The sequence below is a fragment of the Clostridium sp. CM041 genome (assembly GCF_055081035.1).
Map to the genome: position 1 here is coordinate 1489409 of NZ_CM143648.1, position 17441 is coordinate 1506849.

The following is a 17441-nucleotide window of genomic DNA, read 5'->3' on the forward strand; positions in this document are numbered from 1 at the left end:
TTTATAACGCACAGGGCTCACAATGAGCTCCTGTGCATATTATTATGATTACTATTTTCTACCAGAAGTGTATGCCCATCTCCATTCATACATACCTCCAAAATGAGGGCTCATGAAATCTTTAACATAATTTTGTGAGAATCTCCTTGTATCTTGATAATAAATTGGAGCTAAAGCAACATCATCCTTAACTAACATTTCTTCAAGTTTTTGGTATTTTTTTAATCTATTTGCAGGGTTTATCTCAGTTTCAAGCTCTTTAATTTTCTTATTATATTCTGGATTATTATACTTAATTATATTATTGTCACCTTTACTAGAAAACATTTCGAAAAAACTTATTGGATCATCGAAATCTGCTCCCCATCCACCGTAGCAAGCATCCCATTTTCTATCTTTTCTAGCTTGCTGTAAAAGCGGAGTAGTTCCAAATACTTCTACAGATAATTCTATTCCTAAATTCGTTTTAAATTGTTGCTGCCACCATTCATTAGTTTGTTTTTTAGCTGAGGTATCTCCCATAGCAATATATTTAAGTTTTATCTTGCTTAAATCTGTATCCTTTCCAAGCTCTTTAAGTCCTTCTTTAAATAATGCTTGAAGTTTTTCAGGCTTGTTTACATACTCAGTTGCTAAATCTTTTAATGGTTCTTTAACTTGCTCTCTATATACATCTTTACCTGATTGTAATGACTTTGGAATCCACCCATAAGCTGGAGAGTATCTACTCAGAAGTGTTTTTACATAGTCTTCTCTATCAAATGCTAATGACATTGCAAGTCTTATCTTTTTATTTGACATTAATCCACTTGGTCCACCATCATTGTTGAAGGCTAAATACCCGGTAGTTGGATCCTCCCCTTCATTATATTGAAATTTTCCTGCCTTTGCTTCGTCTTGCCACTTCTTAACATACTCTTGACTACATCCAGTAACATCTAGTTGTGAACTCTCAAATAATTGAGCTTGAGTTGAGAATTCTGGAATGGCATTCATATCTACAGTTTTAATGAATACGTTTTCCGCGTCCCAATAGCTAGGATTCTTTTCAAAGGTCATGCTGTTATTCTTTACCCATTCCTTTATTTTATAAGGCCCACAATAAACTTGTTTTGAACTGTCTGTTTTCCATTTCTCCCCACCTTTTTTTATAACATCAAGTCTTATTGGCCCAAAATTAACAAATGATAATTTCTTTTCAAAATATGGTGTAGGTCTAACTAAATTTATAGCTAATGTCTTATCATCTTTTGCTACTACCCCAACATCTTCAGACTTTCCAGTACCATTATTGAAATCTTCAGCACCTTTTATTTCATAGGCATAGTATGCATATGAAAAGGCATTATCCTTTTTCAACAATCTTTGGAATGAATCCACATATTGCTGAGCTGTAACTGGCACACCATCGCTCCATTTATAATCTCTTAAGTGAAAGGTCCAAGTTAATCCATCCTTAGATGTTTCCCAGCTTTCAGCTCCTCCTGGTTCAATTTTGTCTTTCCCATCTACAACCTTTATTCTTGTTAAACCTTCTTGTATTTCATTTATTACTGTGAAAGAGAATCCATCCGATGCTTCATTGGAATCTAAGGTCAAAGGTTCAACTAAGGGTACCTTTAAATGTTGATCATCATCTTTTTTAGTACTAGTATTCGTTGAAACTGTTGCTTTGTCTTTTTTGCATCCCACTAGGCCCGTTGCAACCGTTAACATCATTGTTGATGTCAGCAGCAAACTAAGTATCCTTTTTGTTTTCACTAAATAATCCCCCCTAAATATTAATAATTTCTATATAGACCTTATACTAAGTATAAGGGAATATATCCTTAACATTTTGGTGTTTTAATTCTTGTTTTATCCAATAAATCTTTATTGTTGACATTAATAGTATATGTATGTATTTTATATTATATTAATCTATAATTTGGTAATTTGCAATATATTTAAATATTTAAAATTACCCATCACACTAAAAAAATAAATGTATGATATAATTGTATTTAATAGATTAATTATAATTTAATAAATTTAAGCATAAGAGGTGTAACAAATGATAGAAAATACTGATAAGATATCAAGTTTAATAGAAAATCTAAAAACTTCAGATGATAAGCAAAGATCTGCGATAATAAATAAACTTTCCCTAGATTATAATAATGCAATCCCCATGTTATGGTCAAAAATAATAACTGAGGATGATCCAAGAGGAATACTTTCCGTTTTAAGGGATATTTTAAAAAAGGAAAAGCCCAAAGGAATGTTCAAAAGAACTATTGGTAATTCAAAAGAAAAACTTAGCGCTCTTCTTTCTCATTCAGATCCAAAGGTACGAAAGAATGTATGTGGCGTTATTGGAGAACTCGCAGACCCTGTGTATTTAGAAGCTTTATATAATGCCTATAACGCTGAGGATAAATTATTTGTAAGATACTCCTACGTACTTGCAATCGGGAACTGCGGCAGTGCAAATGACGCAGAAAAGTTAAAGAGAATGTTTGAAGATGTAGTAACAAATGAAAAAGCTTGTCAAGAAAATGACTCACTAGTAACAACTAATAAGCATATTAATGAGGAAAAGCTTGCACTAACAAGAGCCATAGATAAATTGTCTCCTACAGCGCGCCATGAGTTTAAAGGATTTGAAAGTCCTGTACCTATGCTGCTCACTGTTATGAATTATCAGTATCAGCTTACTTTAAAGGAACTAGATGATAAATGGATTGATGGTAGACTTGTAGATGACGGTATACTTATCTGCGAGAAGGATTTAGATAAGATTTACACCTGCAGGACATTTTATGAACTTTTGTATCCTTTAGCTGAGTGTGAAGATTTAGACTTTGATTATAAGGCAATAGCTGATGCAATTATAAATGCAAATTTTGTAGATTTTTTAAATCAGTGTCATGATAATGATTCTAATGATCCTTTTGGGTATAGAGTTGAATTTAAAACAATGGATTCTAATAGAGAAAGGTCAGAGTTTGTAAAAAACCTATCTAGAGAATTAGATGAACTTTCTTGTGGAAACTTAAGAAACAGCCCTTCCTCATATGAAGTTGAAATTCGAATACTTGAAAGAAATAACCTCTGCAGTGTATTTGTCAAACTGTATTCTGTAAAGGATAATAGATTTGACTATAGAAAAAACGACTTAGCTACATCCATAAATCCTGTAACTGCGGCTATTGCAATAAAATCAATAGAAAAATGGCTAGACCCTAGTGCTAAAGTTATAGATCCCTTTTGTGGCGCTGGAACAATGCTTATTGAAAGAGCTAAATTAGAAGAATTTGGATCCTTAACAGGAGTTGATATATTTAGAACAGCTATAAACGCTGCAACAATAAATTCCAAATTAGCTAATGTGGATATAGACCTTATAGCTGAAGATATATTAGAATTTGTGCCTTACGGCCAATTTGATGAGATGATAACAAATATGCCTTTTGACAATAAGTCCACCACCCATAATAAGTACGCGGATTTGTATAGTGCATTTGTAAATAAAATCCCTGATTTTATAAGACCGGGAGGAATGGCATTTGTTTATACAATAGAAAAGCAATTATTTAGGGAAGTTCTGCTGGATAATGATAAGCTTGAATTACTTCAAGAGATAAAAATTGAAAGTGGTAGGCTTACACCTCATGTATTTGTGCTAAAAGTAAAATAATGCACATGAAATACATAATGAGTCTAATGTACTTATAAAAGAAATAGATACACCTATACATTAGGTGCATCTATTTTTTTACAAATTTATTCAAGCCACCAAGTGTCTTTTGGAGAAACTGGTGAATGTCTTTTGTGTTTAGAAACTGTATATAATTTTAATATTTTCTCCTCGTATTCTTCTTCGATGTCTTCACCTCTTAAATACATACAAACTTGATGATTTAGCTGTGTTACTTCTTCTAGGTTGGATTTATTATCCCACATACCAGTAGTAGAAACTTTATCAAGTATAGATTTAGGTGCATTAAATATTTTTGCCATTTCGTAAATTATGCCTTTCGTTATACCCGCAAGTGGTTTTACATCTGCTGCATTGTCACCATATTTAGTCACCATTCCTAAAGTTAGCTCTGCCACATTTGAAACGCCAGCAACTAAAACATCGTAAACTTCAGCTATTCTATATATTACAGTCATTCTTATTCTAGATTTTGTATTCCCTATATCTACTTTTGAAGAAGGTAAATTACGGAGAAGGTCAATGCATTCATTTACAGGACCCATTACATCATAGGTTCGAAATACATCTGGTTTTATAATACGTATTGCAAGTTCTACATCTTCTCTATCTGATTTAATTCCAAAAGGAAGAGATAGATTAATTAGCTGTAGCCCTGATTTTTTAATAAGCATACTTGTAACAAAGCTTTCTAATCCACCTGACAGATTACAAACATAACCTTTCTTGCCAGTGTGCTCAGCATACTTTTTTAGAAAAGTACAAGTTTCTTCTATCATTCTATATGCATACTTTTTATCCGATTCATTTTCAAGAGGAGAAGGTATAGCAAATTCATTAATTATTTCTTGTTGTTTAATTTTATTCATATGGAACCCCCTTAAACTTATTTATACGTTTATTATAACATATATTATGTGGTCTTAGTTAAAATATTAACAATATTGCCACTTTGTGATTAGAAAATAAAAAGATACACCTAGCCATTAAGTGCACCTATTTATTTTACAAATTTATTCAAACCACCAAGAATCTTTTGGTGAAACTGGTGAATGTCTTTTGTGTTTAGATATTGTATATAAATACAATATTTTCTTCTCGTATTCTCTGAGATGTCTTTACCCCTTAAATACATACAAACCTGATGATTTAGTTCTGTTACTTCTTTTTGATTGGATCTATTGTCCCATACACCACTTGTAGAAATTTTATTAATTATAGATTTAGGAGCATTAAATATTTTTGCCATTTCGTAAACTATGCTTTTTGTTATTCCCTCAAGTAGTTGTATATCTGCTGCATCGTCACCATGTTTCGTCACCATTCCTAGGGTTAGCTCAGCTACATTTGTGTATCCAGCAACTCTATATAACATGAACTATCACCTGGGCATGCACCGCAATTTTTACATTCGTTATGCCTACCTACCTTGACTTTCGCCATGTTATCCTCAAATATTTCTATTATAATTCCCTCTTCCTCTTTTATCACCTTTACAGCCCCTCTCCTTGACTGCAATATTAATTTTATTGTAAGGCTACGATAAAGTTTTTATATATTCCACATGTAAAATTATACACCGCCTGTTAAATTATATATTAATTTCAATTTCCACAACTTAAGATAGTTTTTTTTAGAGTAAAAGTCAATGATAATTATTTTTTTAACAAATTAATCTTATATTTATATTGCTATTGTTGCACCCTTTAAATACTCTAGGTCCTCTCCTTGTAAATATGGAGAAAGTTTCTCAAATACGGTTCTATGATAATTATTTAGCCACGCCTTTTCATCATATGTTAATAAAAGCGCATCTATAGCTTCTAAATCTATAGGGCAAAAAGTTAAAGTCTCAAACTTCATAAATTGTCCACCATATTGAGTTTTTTCATCTTCCTTAACAGTAACTAAGTTTTCTATTCTTATACCATGTTTTCCATCCTTATAAACCCCTGGTTCATTGGACACTATCATTCCTTTTTCAAGCTTAATAGTACTGGCAGCCATAGATATTCGATGTGGCCCCTCATGAACATTTAAAAAGAAGCCTACTCCATGCCCTGTTCCATGTTTAAAATTCATACCTGCATTCCAAAGTGGAATTCTAGCTATAATATCCAAGTTTGAACCAGTGGTTCCATATAAAAATCTCTGCATACTTAAATCAATCATTCCTCTTAAAACTAGAGTGAAATCTGTTTTCTCTTCCTCCGTTAATGGGCCTACTGCTAGGGTCCTCGTAATATCTGTTGTTCCATCTAAGTACTGAGCACCAGAATCTAATAAATAAAGGCCTTCTTTCTTTATTGTAGCCTGATTTTTTTCTGTAGCAGTATAGTGAGGCATAGATGCATTTGCTCCGTAAGCTGAAATAGATGCGAAACTTAAATCATAAAAATTTTCTCCTGCTTTTCTTATTTCGCAAATTTTATCTGATGCTTCTATTTCAGTAATATTACGCGTTTTTATAGTTTTTTTCATCCAGTTTATAAATTTAACCATAGCCACGCCATCACGCACCATTGCCTTTCTAACATTTTGAATCTCAACATCATTTTTTATACCCTTAAATTTTGTAGTTATATCCATAGCTTCTACCGTTTTAATCTTTATGGCACTATATATCCAAGTACTGTTTTTCGCTGGATCAAATAATATTGTTCCGGCTTTAATATTTTTTAAAAATTCCACTATGCTATCGTACGGCATTATTTCTACATTGGCCTTTTCAAGCTCAGATCTAACTTTTGAATTAATCTTTATATCGTCTATAAATAAATAACATTTTTCCTCTGAGATAACTGTATAAGCTATTGTTAAGGGATTACATTTTACATCTCTTCCTCTAATGTTTAATAGCCATGCTATATCATCGAGTCCTGATATAACATAGTAATTTGCTCCCATATTCTTCATTTCCTGGACTACTTGCGCAAGTTTTGCTCCTCTTGACTTTCCTGCATACACTATATCGTGCAAAATCACCTCACTTGAGGGTCTTGCTGGTCTATCCTTCCATATTTTATCTATTAAATCTTCATTAACTTCAAATGAAAACTTCTTACTTTCTAACGCTTTCTCTAACCCTCTAAAATACTCTACTGAAATAACCTTGCCATCAAAAGCAATCTTTGCTCCTTCGCTAAGAGATTCCTTCAAAAATTCCTCAACAGTTGGAACATCACTCTCTCCCATTTTAAATAAAGTTACACCTGTACCTTGTAATTCACTTTCTGCTTGAATGAAATATCTTCCATCTGTCCAAAGATAAGCATCCGTAAGTGTTATAATTGCAGTACCAGCAGAACCTGTAAATCCTGTTATAAACGTTCTAGCAGTATAATGTTCTGCTACATATTCACTTTGATGTGGATCTGAACTAGGTACTATATATGCTTCTATGCCTCTTTCTCTCATACCATTTCTTAACTCTTCAATTCTTTCTTTTACATTCATCATATTCACCCCATTAATTTGCAAGCGTTTACTTACAATTTTTAAATTACTTGTTTAATTATACCATAAATAAGATGGGATTATTAAAACAAAAACTGTAATTTCATATAATTCTCAAGTTTTGAACTATAAGTACTTATATTAAGTCTTTTATTAAAACTATCCTAGCAGGAGCACCATCTACTCCCTTAATTTTAAGTGGCATTGCACACATGAAGTATTCATCTTCTTTTATTTCTTTTAGTCTAACACCTTCTATTATAGTTATTCCCTTGCTAAAAAGGATTTTATGGGTTTCATGTTCTGGCTGAGACCTTTCTATTCCAAGTGAATCTATTGCTACTCCAATTATTTCTCTTTCTGCTAGATACTCTGCTCCACTTTTTTCAAGAAAAACAAAATCAAATTCAAACTCATCTGTGAATGAGTTGCGAGTTTTAAGCAATAAGAATTCATCTGGCCTTATGTTTTTATCCATAAGATCTTCTTTTGTTATTCCATTTACTATTTTTGTTAAATCCAAAACTCTACACTTTGTAATCAATTTATTTAAATCAATAGCATCAATAGTGGCACCCATATCATCTACATGATACGGTGCATCAATATGGGTTCCTGTATGTAAGTTCATACATATACTAGATTCATTAATGCTATCCTTTGGGATTTTCCTTTCAAATTTAATCACCGGTCTTTTTCCCTCTATATTCTTGTATACTCCCATACTTTTTTCTATAGTCATAGATATATCATATATAATCATGTTACGCCTCCTTAATTTTGTGCTGTATTCCACCACTGTCCGCCATCCCGCTCAGCTAAATGCATTGCTTCCTCTGGGCCTGAGGTCCCTGCTGAGTAATTAGGATAATTAGGTATATTATTTTCAAATCCTTTTTCAATACTTTCAATAAATTTCCACGAGTATTCAAGTTCATCCCATCTAGTAAACAAAGATGAGTTATTTCTAATTGCTTCAAGTAATAGCCGCTCATAAGCCTCGGGTGAATCATTTAAATACTTACAGCTTTGACAATAATCTAATTCAACTTTTTCCATTTTAAATTCACTACCTGGCTTTTTAGCATTTATCTGAAAGAAAAAGCCCTCTTCTGGCTGAATTTTTAAGACTAAAAGATTATGACTAATCTGATTAAACTCCTTATAATAATTAATTCCAGGAAGTTTTTTAAACTGAATAACTATCTCTGTGCTTTTAGTATCCATTCTTTTTCCTGCTCTTATATATATGGGTACTCCTCCCCACCGAAAATTGTCAATATAAGTCTTAAGGGCTATAAAAGTATCTGTGTTTGACACTTTTGATACCCTATCTTCGTCTCTATACGCCACCTCTTTTATACCATTGACAAAGCCAGAGCCATATTGACCCCGAACAATATTTTCCGTGCAAGTCTCAGCGGTAAAAGGTCTGAGTGATCGTAACACCTTGACTTTTTCATCTCTTATAGATTCTGGTTGAAAGTCTACTGGAGGTTCCATCGCAATCATAGTCAATATTTGTAACAAATGATTTTGAAGCATATCTTTTAAAATACCAGCATTTTCATAATATCCGCCTCTGTTCTCTACGCCTAAAAGTTCATAGGACGTAATTTGAATATTATCAATATAATTTGCATTCCATAGTGGTTCAAATAATGAGTTACCAAATCTTATTGCTAATATGTTTTGGATCATTTCCTTTCCCAGATAGTGATCTATTCTAAATATATCCTCTTCAGGTATAAGCTTTGATATATTATCATTTAAAATCCTAGCCGTTTTCAAACTTGATCCAAAAGGCTTTTCGATCATTATCCTCTGCCAGCCAGTGTCTTTGCAAACCATAGCATTATTCTTTAAATTTCTAATTATCCCTTCAAAAAACTCTGGTGCAACTGCTAAATAATATAATCTTTTGCCTCCAGTTAAATATTTAGTCTCCATTGTTTCCAAAAATGAATCTAATTCCTTGTACGCTTCATTATCTGAAGTAAAATCAAAATTCTTATAAAAAATTTTCTTACTAAATTTATCCCATAGTTCTTCATTTAAAGTAAACCTAGAGAATTTTTTCACTGATTCATACATTTCTTCTCTATATTGCTGATTTGTTTTTTCCCGTCTTCCTATAGACACAATTGTAAAATTTTCAGGTAATTTCTCCTCGTACATCAAACTAAAAATAGCTGGAATAAGCTTTCTTTTTGTTAAATCACCAGTTCCACCAAAAATTATAAATATACTAGAAAGTTCTTCATCCATACTTTTCTCCATTAAAAGTGCTCCTTCCTGCAATTCTTTTCATACGCACTATTTCTTATTTTTTTGTTCTGATCATAGCATATTAATTAATAACTACATCTACGGGTTTACTTAAATGAAATAGCTATCATATTACAATTTCAATTAATAATAATATACCACAAACTCATGAAATGCGTAAAAGTATATTTGCAAGTACCTTTGTTGAATTTCTATATATTGCATATAAAGAGATATTTATTTAAAACGGCCTAAATTGTATAATATAATTTAGGCTATTTTTTATTCCAGTTTGTTTCATAGAAATCAGGAAATGCTATCTATAAAAAGATAGATTGTCTGATATACGATAGCAAATTGAAGTTATCCCCTTTCTATGGATGATTTTTATATAATATAAAATTTATTAACTTTCATTTATGATAAATAAAGTTCAAAAAGGCTCTAGCAAAATTGCTAAAGCCCTTTATTTAATAGCGAGAAAAATATATATTAAAAATAAATAGACCTTTTGAATCTTTATAGATTAATTACTCCATTTAATGTTGGTTTGTTTTCATCTCTTGAATTTAGCTCTATTATATCTGGTAATTTCCAATTTCTTATTCCTCTATTAAATCTCCGTGGTAATAGATATCTAGCTGGCTTATACCCCTTTTTCCGGTGATTCATTATATCTTCCTCAAACATGTTTTTTACTTCGTTCATATGACAACTATTTATTTTAATTTGTTTAAACTTAAGTTCACTTACAATTTTCAAAAACCTATCTACTTCACTTTGAAAAACTTTAGCAAAAAAAGCATTTGCCTTATTGCCATCACAAATTAATATTGGATTTAATTGACTTTCATTTATAATAGCTTTCAATTTAAATACATCTTTTTTACTCTTCCCAATAAAATAACCATAATTAATATAATTAGGATCACTATCTTCGGGAAAAATCACATTATATAACAATTCTTCTTCTTTCATTTTAATCCTCACCTTTCTAATAAAATACTAGATTAATAAAACTAAAATTTTCAAAGCCTCTGATATATATATTCGTTGTAGTTATTATAGTAGTTAATTGTAAATAATATGTTATGAATTTGTTTAGACTTGACTACGTATTGTTAATTTTCAAAATATTCTTTAAATTCCTTCTTGATAATTAAAAAGTCCTCTAAATCATTTAAAAATAGAAATAATAATGCCCTATTTTCAAATTCATTTCTAGTCTTTGGCAATGCCATAATTTCATAATCTTTCCTAAGTAAAGTGAGCTTATTAATAAGTTCGATGCAATCATTATCTTCATGAATATTAGTTGCAACATCATTAGTAAATTCTGACAATATTATAGTTTGATCATAGGTTATATAAAATCTTGAAAAATGTCTTTTCATTCTTTTTATAGCCTCTAATTGTATTTTTCTCATATCTATATAACTTACATAATAATCATTACTCTTAAACAAATGATTATTATTTATTATTTGTGCCATCAATTTAGTATTTTTAATTAGTTTTTCAACACTCGAAAGTACATCTTGCTCATAAATTGGTACAGCTTGTGAAATCAAACTTAATGCCATATCTGATAATATTAATCTATATTGTTCTTCTATCTTCTCTTTATTCTTCTCAAAATCCTCTTCTAATGATGCTGTATATAAATTAAAAACCATTGCAACCCCAATACCTATTATAGTTAACTTTGCTTCATTTATAACCCAAAAAATATTAATATCTGTACTTATTAAAAGATGTGTTGATAATACTGCGCCAATAACCATACCCTCACTTGTTTTCAAAATATTAGTTATTGGTATAAATATAAGTAAAAATAGTCCAAATACAATAGGATTATTACCAAGTAAAATATATAGCATAAAAGATAAAAGTATAGCTACGGTGGATGCGATTATTCTCCTACCTGCAACTAATATCGATTCTTTCTTTGTATCTTGAATACTTAATATAGCAATTATACCCGAAGTTACTCCAAATTCTAACCCTATATAATTTGATATAATAATTGCTATTGTTGCAGACAAAGTTATCTTAACTGTTTTTGATTGTAAATATTTTATCATTCCACAACTTTCTCCTACTACCATAATTATATGGTATATTATTTATTTATAATTAACTTTTTTCACTTTTTCTATCATGTACTCAGGTATATATTGATTACACATATCATTAATATTTTCTTCAGGATAGTCTTTGCTATTTATTTCAGTCAAGTTTCTTATTATGATGCATCATATAACAAAAAACCTTTAAATTTCAAGGTTTTTTCTTTGTTTTCTTTATCAAGTACGATCCATATTTCTATTGACTTTGCTGAGATAGCGATAGATACTAGGCTCTGAACAATAAAGTTGTTTTGCTACTTCACTTACAGCTCCCTTAAGCATAAAAACACCTTTTCGGTTTAATATATCAATGATATTTATCCGTTCATTCTTCGACAATCGATCAATAGGGATGTTATTGTCATCTAATACCTTATTTAAAACAGTTTCTGTTACTTCGGCAATAGATCCCGAAAAGGTCTCAGTATTATCATTCAAAAGAGAATTAACAGATTCATATGTGCTATTTTGCTCAATTAGTTTATCTGGGTGACAAAGCTTTAATATTTGGTCGCTTATATCTACATATTTTTTATCGTCGAAATTAATGCACAACATTCCCACAAGCTCATCGTTCTCGTCCTTAATAAACATGGTTGAAGATCTCAATATACGTTGATCTTTAGAAACTCCATTATAGTTGAGTTTATAATTGTTATTTTTATAACTCTTATCTGATATAATACTCAGTGCAAGATTAGTCATGGGAGCACCAACTGTTCGTCCGCTAATATATCCATTCGCTATTGCAACTATGGAATTTGCATCATATCCAAAATCATGTAAAGCAACTTCATAGTCTGGACCTAGGGACTTTCCTAAAAATTCCACAAGAACGCTATATTGTTTTAACATAATGTCATTCATTTTTCCACCTACTCTTATATATTTATTACACCACTTTATATAGGACTTCATAACTAGTGTATTTATTATAGAAATTTTAAAATCCAAATTTATAATATGCTATATAGATTATCACAATTATATAAAAGTTACAACGTAAACGTTATTTATTAATAATTTATTATTAATAAAATAATTACTTATCTAAAATAAGTTCATTTAAAGTGATAAAAAATCCAATAACTAGGTAAAAGGGTATAACAAATCCCATTTACCAGTCTTTTATTCCATTTATTAGTAATAATTTTATTAAAACCCTTGAATGTATGTTATCGCAGTGATAAAATTATCCTATAGGGGGTTTAAAGTATAAAAACCATTTTATTACAGGGGGGTGCACAGTTACCTAAAGATGTCTTAGTATAAATAGAATCCATCACTTTAGAAGGCTAATTATAAAATGATTGATTCAACATAATTACATTTTAAATAAATAAAATGGAGGTTTTTATTATGAGTATAAAATATATACCAGAACCATTTAGAATTAAGATGGTAGAGACTCTTAAGATGCTTACACGTGAGGAAAGAAAACAAAAAATTGCTGAAGCAAAATACAATATGTTTAACCTTCGTGGTGAAGATGTTTATATTGATTTATTAACAGATAGTGGAACTAATGCAATGAGTCAAGAACAATGGGCTGGTATCATGAGAGGTGACGAAGCCTATGCTGGTTCATCAAGTTACTATAAACTTGTAGAAGCAGGTCAGGATATTTTTGGTTATAAATATATTCAGCCAGTTCATCAAGGTCGCGCAGCGGAGAAGGTTATGTTTGGATTATTAATGGAAAAAGGTAAATACTCTATCTCTAATACCTTCTTTGATACAACAAGAGCACACGTAGAAGCAACGGGTGCAAGAGCCATTGATTGTGTTGTTGCTGAGGCTAAAGATCCAGCTATAAGAGCACCTTTTAAAGGAAATATGGATGTTGAAAAATTAGAATCCTTAATTAAAGAGTACGGTGCTGATAAGATTGGTCTTGTTGTTATGACAGTTACAAATAATTCAGCAGGTGGCCAGCCAGTATCTGTACAAAACGTAAGAGAAACATCAAATGTTTGTAAAAAATACGGTATTAAATTATGTATCGATGCTGCACGTTATGCTGAAAACGCTTACTTAGTAAAATTAAGAGAAAAAGAGTTTGCAGATAAATCAATTAAAGAAATTGTAAAAGAAATGTTTAGTTATGCAGATATGTTTACAATGAGTGCTAAGAAAGATACAATTGTCAATATGGGTGGATTAATTGGCATTAAAGATGATGAAAAATTGTTCCAACTTTGTAAAGCGCGTACAATTTTATTCGAAGGTTTTATTACTTATGGCGGTCTTTCAGGTCGTGATCTTGAGAGTTTAGCACTTGGTCTTTATGAAGGACTTGATGAAAATTACCTTAACTATCGTATTGGACAAATGGAGTATCTTGCAGCACGACTTGATGATGCAGGCGTTACGTACCAATCACCAGTAGGCGGCCATGGTGTATTTGTAGATGCAAAGGCGTTGTTACCTCAGATTCCATACTATGAATTCCCGGGGCAAGCACTTGCGATTGAACTTTATATAGAAGCTGGAATTCGTACATGCGATATTGGATCTTATATGATGGGAAATGATCCTGATACAGGAAAACAAATAGAATCAGAATTTGAGTTTACACGTTTTGCAATTCCACGTCGTGTTTATACTCAATCCCATATCGATATTATGGCAGATGCCCTAATTGCAATTAAAAAAAGAGCAAGCGAAATAACAGGTTACCGAATTACATGGGAGCCAGCTGTTCTTAGACACTTCCAAGCAAGTCTCGAACCAGTTAAAAAATAAGATATTTTAAATAAAAGCTTGCAATTTTTTTAAGTTGCAAGCTTTTATATTACTCCACTACGCCTTCCATTACATGAATAACTCCAGCCTCAGCATCCATTTCCACCCTTGCCCCAATGGGAAGAGTAAGTTTTGGATAGTCATGACCTGAGCAAAACCCTGAAAACATTGGGATACCTAACTTATATAATCTATCTTGAAAAACCTCTTCTAAAGTAAGGCTTCTTTGATAACTAGGTAAATCACAACCTTTAAATTGGCCTAGAATAATCCCCTTGCACTGTTGAAGTTTTTTAGCTAATAGGAGTTGTGTTAGCATCCTATCAACTCTATAAGGTTCTTCGCCAACCTCTTCCATAAAGAAGATTTTATCTTTCATATTAATTTCATAGGGAGTTCCAAGCAAGTTGCATAATAGCCCAAGATTACCACCTATAAGATTACCCTGAGCCTTACCTTTTGTAATACACTTAGTAGTAAATCCAGATGGGTTTTTAATAGTATAGGGCTTATACCCTTCCATAAATGTGAACATAAAACTTTTAAAAGTTTCAATATCTTCTAGATTAGAACTGCCCATTGGGCTATGAAATGTAGTTAGTTCACATTTCTCATAAAATGAATTTAGAAAAACTGTTATGTCACTAAAACCCGCAAATATCTTTGGATTTTTTTTTATTACATCAAAATCTAGATAAGGGAGTACTCTGCTTGAACCATATCCCCCTCTTATGCAGAGGATCATATCTACTGCTTTATTTTTGAACATTTCCATTATATCTGTTGCTCTGTCTTCATCCTTGCCAGCAAGATATCCCCACTTATCATATAGGTGTTTTCCTTCTATTATATTAAACCCTCTATTTTTTAGAAATGAAATTACCTTTTGTATTGCTTCAATATTTTCTGGGCTGGCAGGAGCAATGAGTCCAATAGTGTCTCCTAAACATAGTCTTTTTCCAAGCATTATTAACACTTCCTCTAATTAATTTGAGATAATATCTTTTATAAAATATTCGAATTAAATCCTCTACCATCTACTTCTGAGGCATCTATTATTGAAATTAAAGCATCCTCGTCTATTTTCTGCACTGAATATTTAAACTCTGGTAATTTTGATACATGTACTATGCAGTAGATAACTTTTCTTTCTTTGCCTGTAGGTGCATTGCCCTTTAGTATTGTAGCTCCACGGTGCTTAGAGTTTGTTATATACTCACAAACTTCCTCCTCTTTATCTGTAATTATAAGTAATACCTTTTTTCGTGATAACCCGCGGATTATCTTATCTGTAACAAAAGCCGCTATATACATGCTCATTAACGTGTATAATGCAATGGTTATTCCATTTAATAGCATTCCTAAAAATACTATAACGCAATTTACAATAAAACCCAATTGCCCTACGTCAAAACTATCACATTTCTTTTTAATTAACATTACTATTATGTTCATACCACCCTCTGAACCGTGGTTTGAGTATGCAAGCCCTGCTCCTGCTCCCATTAATATCCCTCCATATACAGAAATTAGAAGCGCATCATGTACCGTAATAATACTACTTAAATTTTTAGTCAAAACTAAAAATAATGATAGTGATACAGTCCCTATCATACTGTATATAGTAAACCTTTTATTTAATTTCCTATAACTTAATGCCAATAAAGGTATATTAGCTAGTAGTACAGTATATCCTGCTGGAACCTTCAAAGCATACTGTATTAAAATTGCCATACCTGACAGACCTCCACTGAATAGTTTTGCATTTACTAAAAACATATTTACACCTATAGCAGATAATAAACACCCCAGTATTACAAAAAATGCATTCTTTACATTTTGCTTGTTAAATATCGTATTAACTTTCATACTAGCCTCTCCATCTTTATTTATTTTAATTATCTTTACTCATAAACGTAAACAGTTCTTCTTTATACCAATATATAGTCAAATTATTTTTTTGTACCGTTTCTAGACTAAAGATTTATTTAGCCTTAAACTTCGCCCCCAATTTCGTCTTTATTAAAATTTTAAAAAATTATTGACATATTTAATAGTTCTGATATAATAAAAATTGTGAGTCACTGATAATGATTGTCATTTGCGGTTATCGTTCATATAAATAATTTATGATTTTGGTTAATCATTGGGTCGTATACATAGCTAATTCAACTTAAACAAGGAGAGATTTATTATGAAGAAAAAAAGATTATTAGGATTAATAACACTAACAGTAATTTCTATTAGCGTTTTTACAGGGTGTTCAAAGGCTGCGAAAGAAGTTAAAGAAAAGAGTGTAACCAAGGTGGTTAGCACAATAAAAGGTGATGTAACAGTCCCTACTACCCCTAAACGTATTGTAGATATATCTGGATCAAGTGAGGAATTATTAATTTTAAACCATATCCCCGTAGGTACTGCAAATGCTGATTCTTATAAAACTACGGAAATACCAAGTTATCTAAAAGATAAAATGAGTACCTCTGAGCTTGTAGGCTTTTCCATGATGGATACTATGGATATGGAAGCTATACTAAAATTAGATCCAGATTTAATTTTAATGAGCGAAAGGCAAACAAAAATATATGATCAGTTAAAAGCTATTGCACCTGTCGTAATGCTTAAAGACTATGCTAACGATTGGCGGACCCGATTAACTGATATTTCGAAACTATTTGAGCAAGAAAAAGATGCTCAAAAATGGCTAGCGGCTTACGATAAAAAAGCTATAAGTATAGGATCTGAGATAAAGAAAAAAAATGGCCCGCAAACCTACCTTACGATACTTGCAAGTTCAGGCAAATTATATATTTTCAGTGATGCAGGTATAGGTTCAATACTATTGTCAGATATGAAATTAGCTCAACCGTCTAACATGCCAAATCAAGAAGGAATAAGTTTACCAGTAGTAACTATGGAAGGTTTATCATCCATTGACGCAGATCATATTGTGGTTATAGCAACTGATGCTGATAAAAAAGATTTAGAGAGTAGTACTGTTTGGAAAAGCATGAGAGCTGTAAAAAATGGAAATGTTACAACGCTTGATAGTAGCCCATATTTTGCACAAGGTTATTCTCCAATAGGAAGAGAATTATTACTTGATTTGATAAAGAAGGAATTTGTGAAATAATACATATTAT

Annotated in this window: 14 protein-coding genes; 3 read left to right on the plus strand and 11 right to left on the minus strand. The window is 31.4% G+C overall.

What is annotated here, in order from left to right:
• Window positions 1-51: 51 nt before the first annotated feature.
• Window positions 52-1761, minus strand: coding sequence for a peptide ABC transporter substrate-binding protein (locus tag ACWJJT_RS06990; RefSeq protein ID WP_462956483.1), 1710 nt, complete (start codon window positions 1759-1761; stop codon window positions 52-54).
• 292 nt (window positions 1762-2053) lie between these two features.
• Between ACWJJT_RS06990 and ACWJJT_RS06995 the strand changes: the two genes are divergently transcribed.
• A complete protein-coding gene (locus tag ACWJJT_RS06995; RefSeq protein ID WP_216303132.1) occupies window positions 2054-3679 on the plus strand; it encodes a methyltransferase in 1626 nt (541 codons plus the stop codon).
• Window positions 3680-3765: 86 nt separating this feature from the next.
• Here ACWJJT_RS06995 and nadE read toward each other — a convergent pair whose 3' ends face one another.
• The 8 genes from nadE to ACWJJT_RS07035 form a co-directional block, all read right to left on the minus strand.
• Window positions 3766-4569 carry an NAD(+) synthase gene (nadE, locus tag ACWJJT_RS07000; RefSeq protein WP_462956484.1) on the minus strand — a complete coding sequence of 268 codons (804 nt, stop codon included), beginning with the start codon at window positions 4567-4569 and terminating at the stop codon, window positions 3766-3768.
• Between the two features lie 131 nt (window positions 4570-4700).
• Complete coding sequence (locus ACWJJT_RS07005) at window positions 4701-5075, minus strand: hypothetical protein (RefSeq protein ID WP_462956485.1); 375 nt, start codon at window positions 5073-5075, stop codon at window positions 4701-4703.
• A gap of 308 nt (window positions 5076-5383) precedes the next feature.
• A complete protein-coding gene (locus ACWJJT_RS07010) occupies window positions 5384-7156 on the minus strand; it encodes an aminopeptidase P family protein (protein ID WP_462956753.1) in 1773 nt (590 codons plus the stop codon).
• Between the two features lie 136 nt (window positions 7157-7292).
• Window positions 7293-7919, minus strand: coding sequence for a cyclase family protein (locus tag ACWJJT_RS07015; protein ID WP_462956486.1), 627 nt, complete (start codon window positions 7917-7919; stop codon window positions 7293-7295).
• 11 nt (window positions 7920-7930) lie between these two features.
• The gene (gene zwf, locus ACWJJT_RS07020; RefSeq protein WP_462956487.1) at window positions 7931-9436 is read right to left on the minus strand and encodes a glucose-6-phosphate dehydrogenase; all 1506 of its coding nucleotides are present in this window, start codon (window positions 9434-9436) and stop codon (window positions 7931-7933) included.
• Window positions 9437-9943: 507 nt separating this feature from the next.
• The gene (locus ACWJJT_RS07025; protein WP_165413093.1) at window positions 9944-10402 is read right to left on the minus strand and encodes a hypothetical protein; all 459 of its coding nucleotides are present in this window, start codon (window positions 10400-10402) and stop codon (window positions 9944-9946) included.
• Window positions 10403-10545: 143 nt separating this feature from the next.
• A complete protein-coding gene (locus ACWJJT_RS07030; RefSeq protein ID WP_462956488.1) occupies window positions 10546-11508 on the minus strand; it encodes an aromatic acid exporter family protein in 963 nt (320 codons plus the stop codon).
• Between the two features lie 222 nt (window positions 11509-11730).
• A complete protein-coding gene (locus tag ACWJJT_RS07035) occupies window positions 11731-12420 on the minus strand; it encodes a helix-turn-helix transcriptional regulator (protein WP_462956489.1) in 690 nt (229 codons plus the stop codon).
• 492 nt (window positions 12421-12912) lie between these two features.
• On the opposite strand from ACWJJT_RS07035, the gene ACWJJT_RS07040 reads away from it, so the two are divergent.
• Entirely contained in the window at window positions 12913-14298 is a 1386-nt protein-coding gene (locus ACWJJT_RS07040) for a tryptophanase (protein WP_462956490.1), read from the plus strand.
• 49 nt (window positions 14299-14347) lie between these two features.
• Here ACWJJT_RS07040 and ACWJJT_RS07045 read toward each other — a convergent pair whose 3' ends face one another.
• Window positions 14348-15265: a S66 peptidase family protein gene (locus tag ACWJJT_RS07045; protein ID WP_462956491.1), complete on the minus strand. Its 918-nt coding sequence runs from the start codon at window positions 15263-15265 to the stop codon at window positions 14348-14350.
• 38 nt (window positions 15266-15303) lie between these two features.
• The gene (locus ACWJJT_RS07050) at window positions 15304-16167 is read right to left on the minus strand and encodes a YitT family protein (RefSeq protein WP_462956492.1); all 864 of its coding nucleotides are present in this window, start codon (window positions 16165-16167) and stop codon (window positions 15304-15306) included.
• A 325-nt stretch (window positions 16168-16492) separates the two neighbouring features.
• Here ACWJJT_RS07050 and ACWJJT_RS07055 point away from each other — a divergent pair, with 325 nt between their 5' ends.
• Complete coding sequence (locus ACWJJT_RS07055; protein WP_462956493.1) at window positions 16493-17431, plus strand: ABC transporter substrate-binding protein; 939 nt, start codon at window positions 16493-16495, stop codon at window positions 17429-17431.
• Window positions 17432-17441 lie beyond the last annotated feature (10 nt).

Excerpts from the sequence above, each read along its gene's own strand:
- ACWJJT_RS07030 (WP_462956488.1), bottom strand. The coding sequence starts at position 11,508 with ATGATAAAATATTTACAATCAAAAACAGTTAAGATAACTTTGTCTGCA.
- ACWJJT_RS06995 (WP_216303132.1), top strand. The coding sequence starts at position 2,054 with ATGATAGAAAATACTGATAAGATATCAAGTTTAATAGAAAATCTAAAA.
- ACWJJT_RS07055 (WP_462956493.1), top strand. The coding sequence starts at position 16,493 with ATGAAGAAAAAAAGATTATTAGGATTAATAACACTAACAGTAATTTCT.
- ACWJJT_RS07025 (WP_165413093.1), bottom strand. The coding sequence starts at position 10,402 with ATGAAAGAAGAAGAATTGTTATATAATGTGATTTTTCCCGAAGATAGT.
- ACWJJT_RS07045 (WP_462956491.1), bottom strand. The coding sequence starts at position 15,265 with ATGCTTGGAAAAAGACTATGTTTAGGAGACACTATTGGACTCATTGCT.
- ACWJJT_RS07035 (WP_462956489.1), bottom strand. The coding sequence starts at position 12,420 with ATGAATGACATTATGTTAAAACAATATAGCGTTCTTGTGGAATTTTTA.
- zwf (WP_462956487.1), bottom strand. The coding sequence starts at position 9,436 with ATGGAGAAAAGTATGGATGAAGAACTTTCTAGTATATTTATAATTTTT.
- nadE (WP_462956484.1), bottom strand. The coding sequence starts at position 4,569 with ATGAATAAAATTAAACAACAAGAAATAATTAATGAATTTGCTATACCT.
- ACWJJT_RS07040 (WP_462956490.1), top strand. The coding sequence starts at position 12,913 with ATGAGTATAAAATATATACCAGAACCATTTAGAATTAAGATGGTAGAG.
- ACWJJT_RS07010 (WP_462956753.1), bottom strand. The coding sequence starts at position 7,156 with ATGAATGTAAAAGAAAGAATTGAAGAGTTAAGAAATGGTATGAGAGAA.
- ACWJJT_RS07050 (WP_462956492.1), bottom strand. The coding sequence starts at position 16,167 with ATGAAAGTTAATACGATATTTAACAAGCAAAATGTAAAGAATGCATTT.
- ACWJJT_RS07015 (WP_462956486.1), bottom strand. The coding sequence starts at position 7,919 with ATGATTATATATGATATATCTATGACTATAGAAAAAAGTATGGGAGTA.
- ACWJJT_RS07005 (WP_462956485.1), bottom strand. The coding sequence starts at position 5,075 with ATGTTATATAGAGTTGCTGGATACACAAATGTAGCTGAGCTAACCCTA.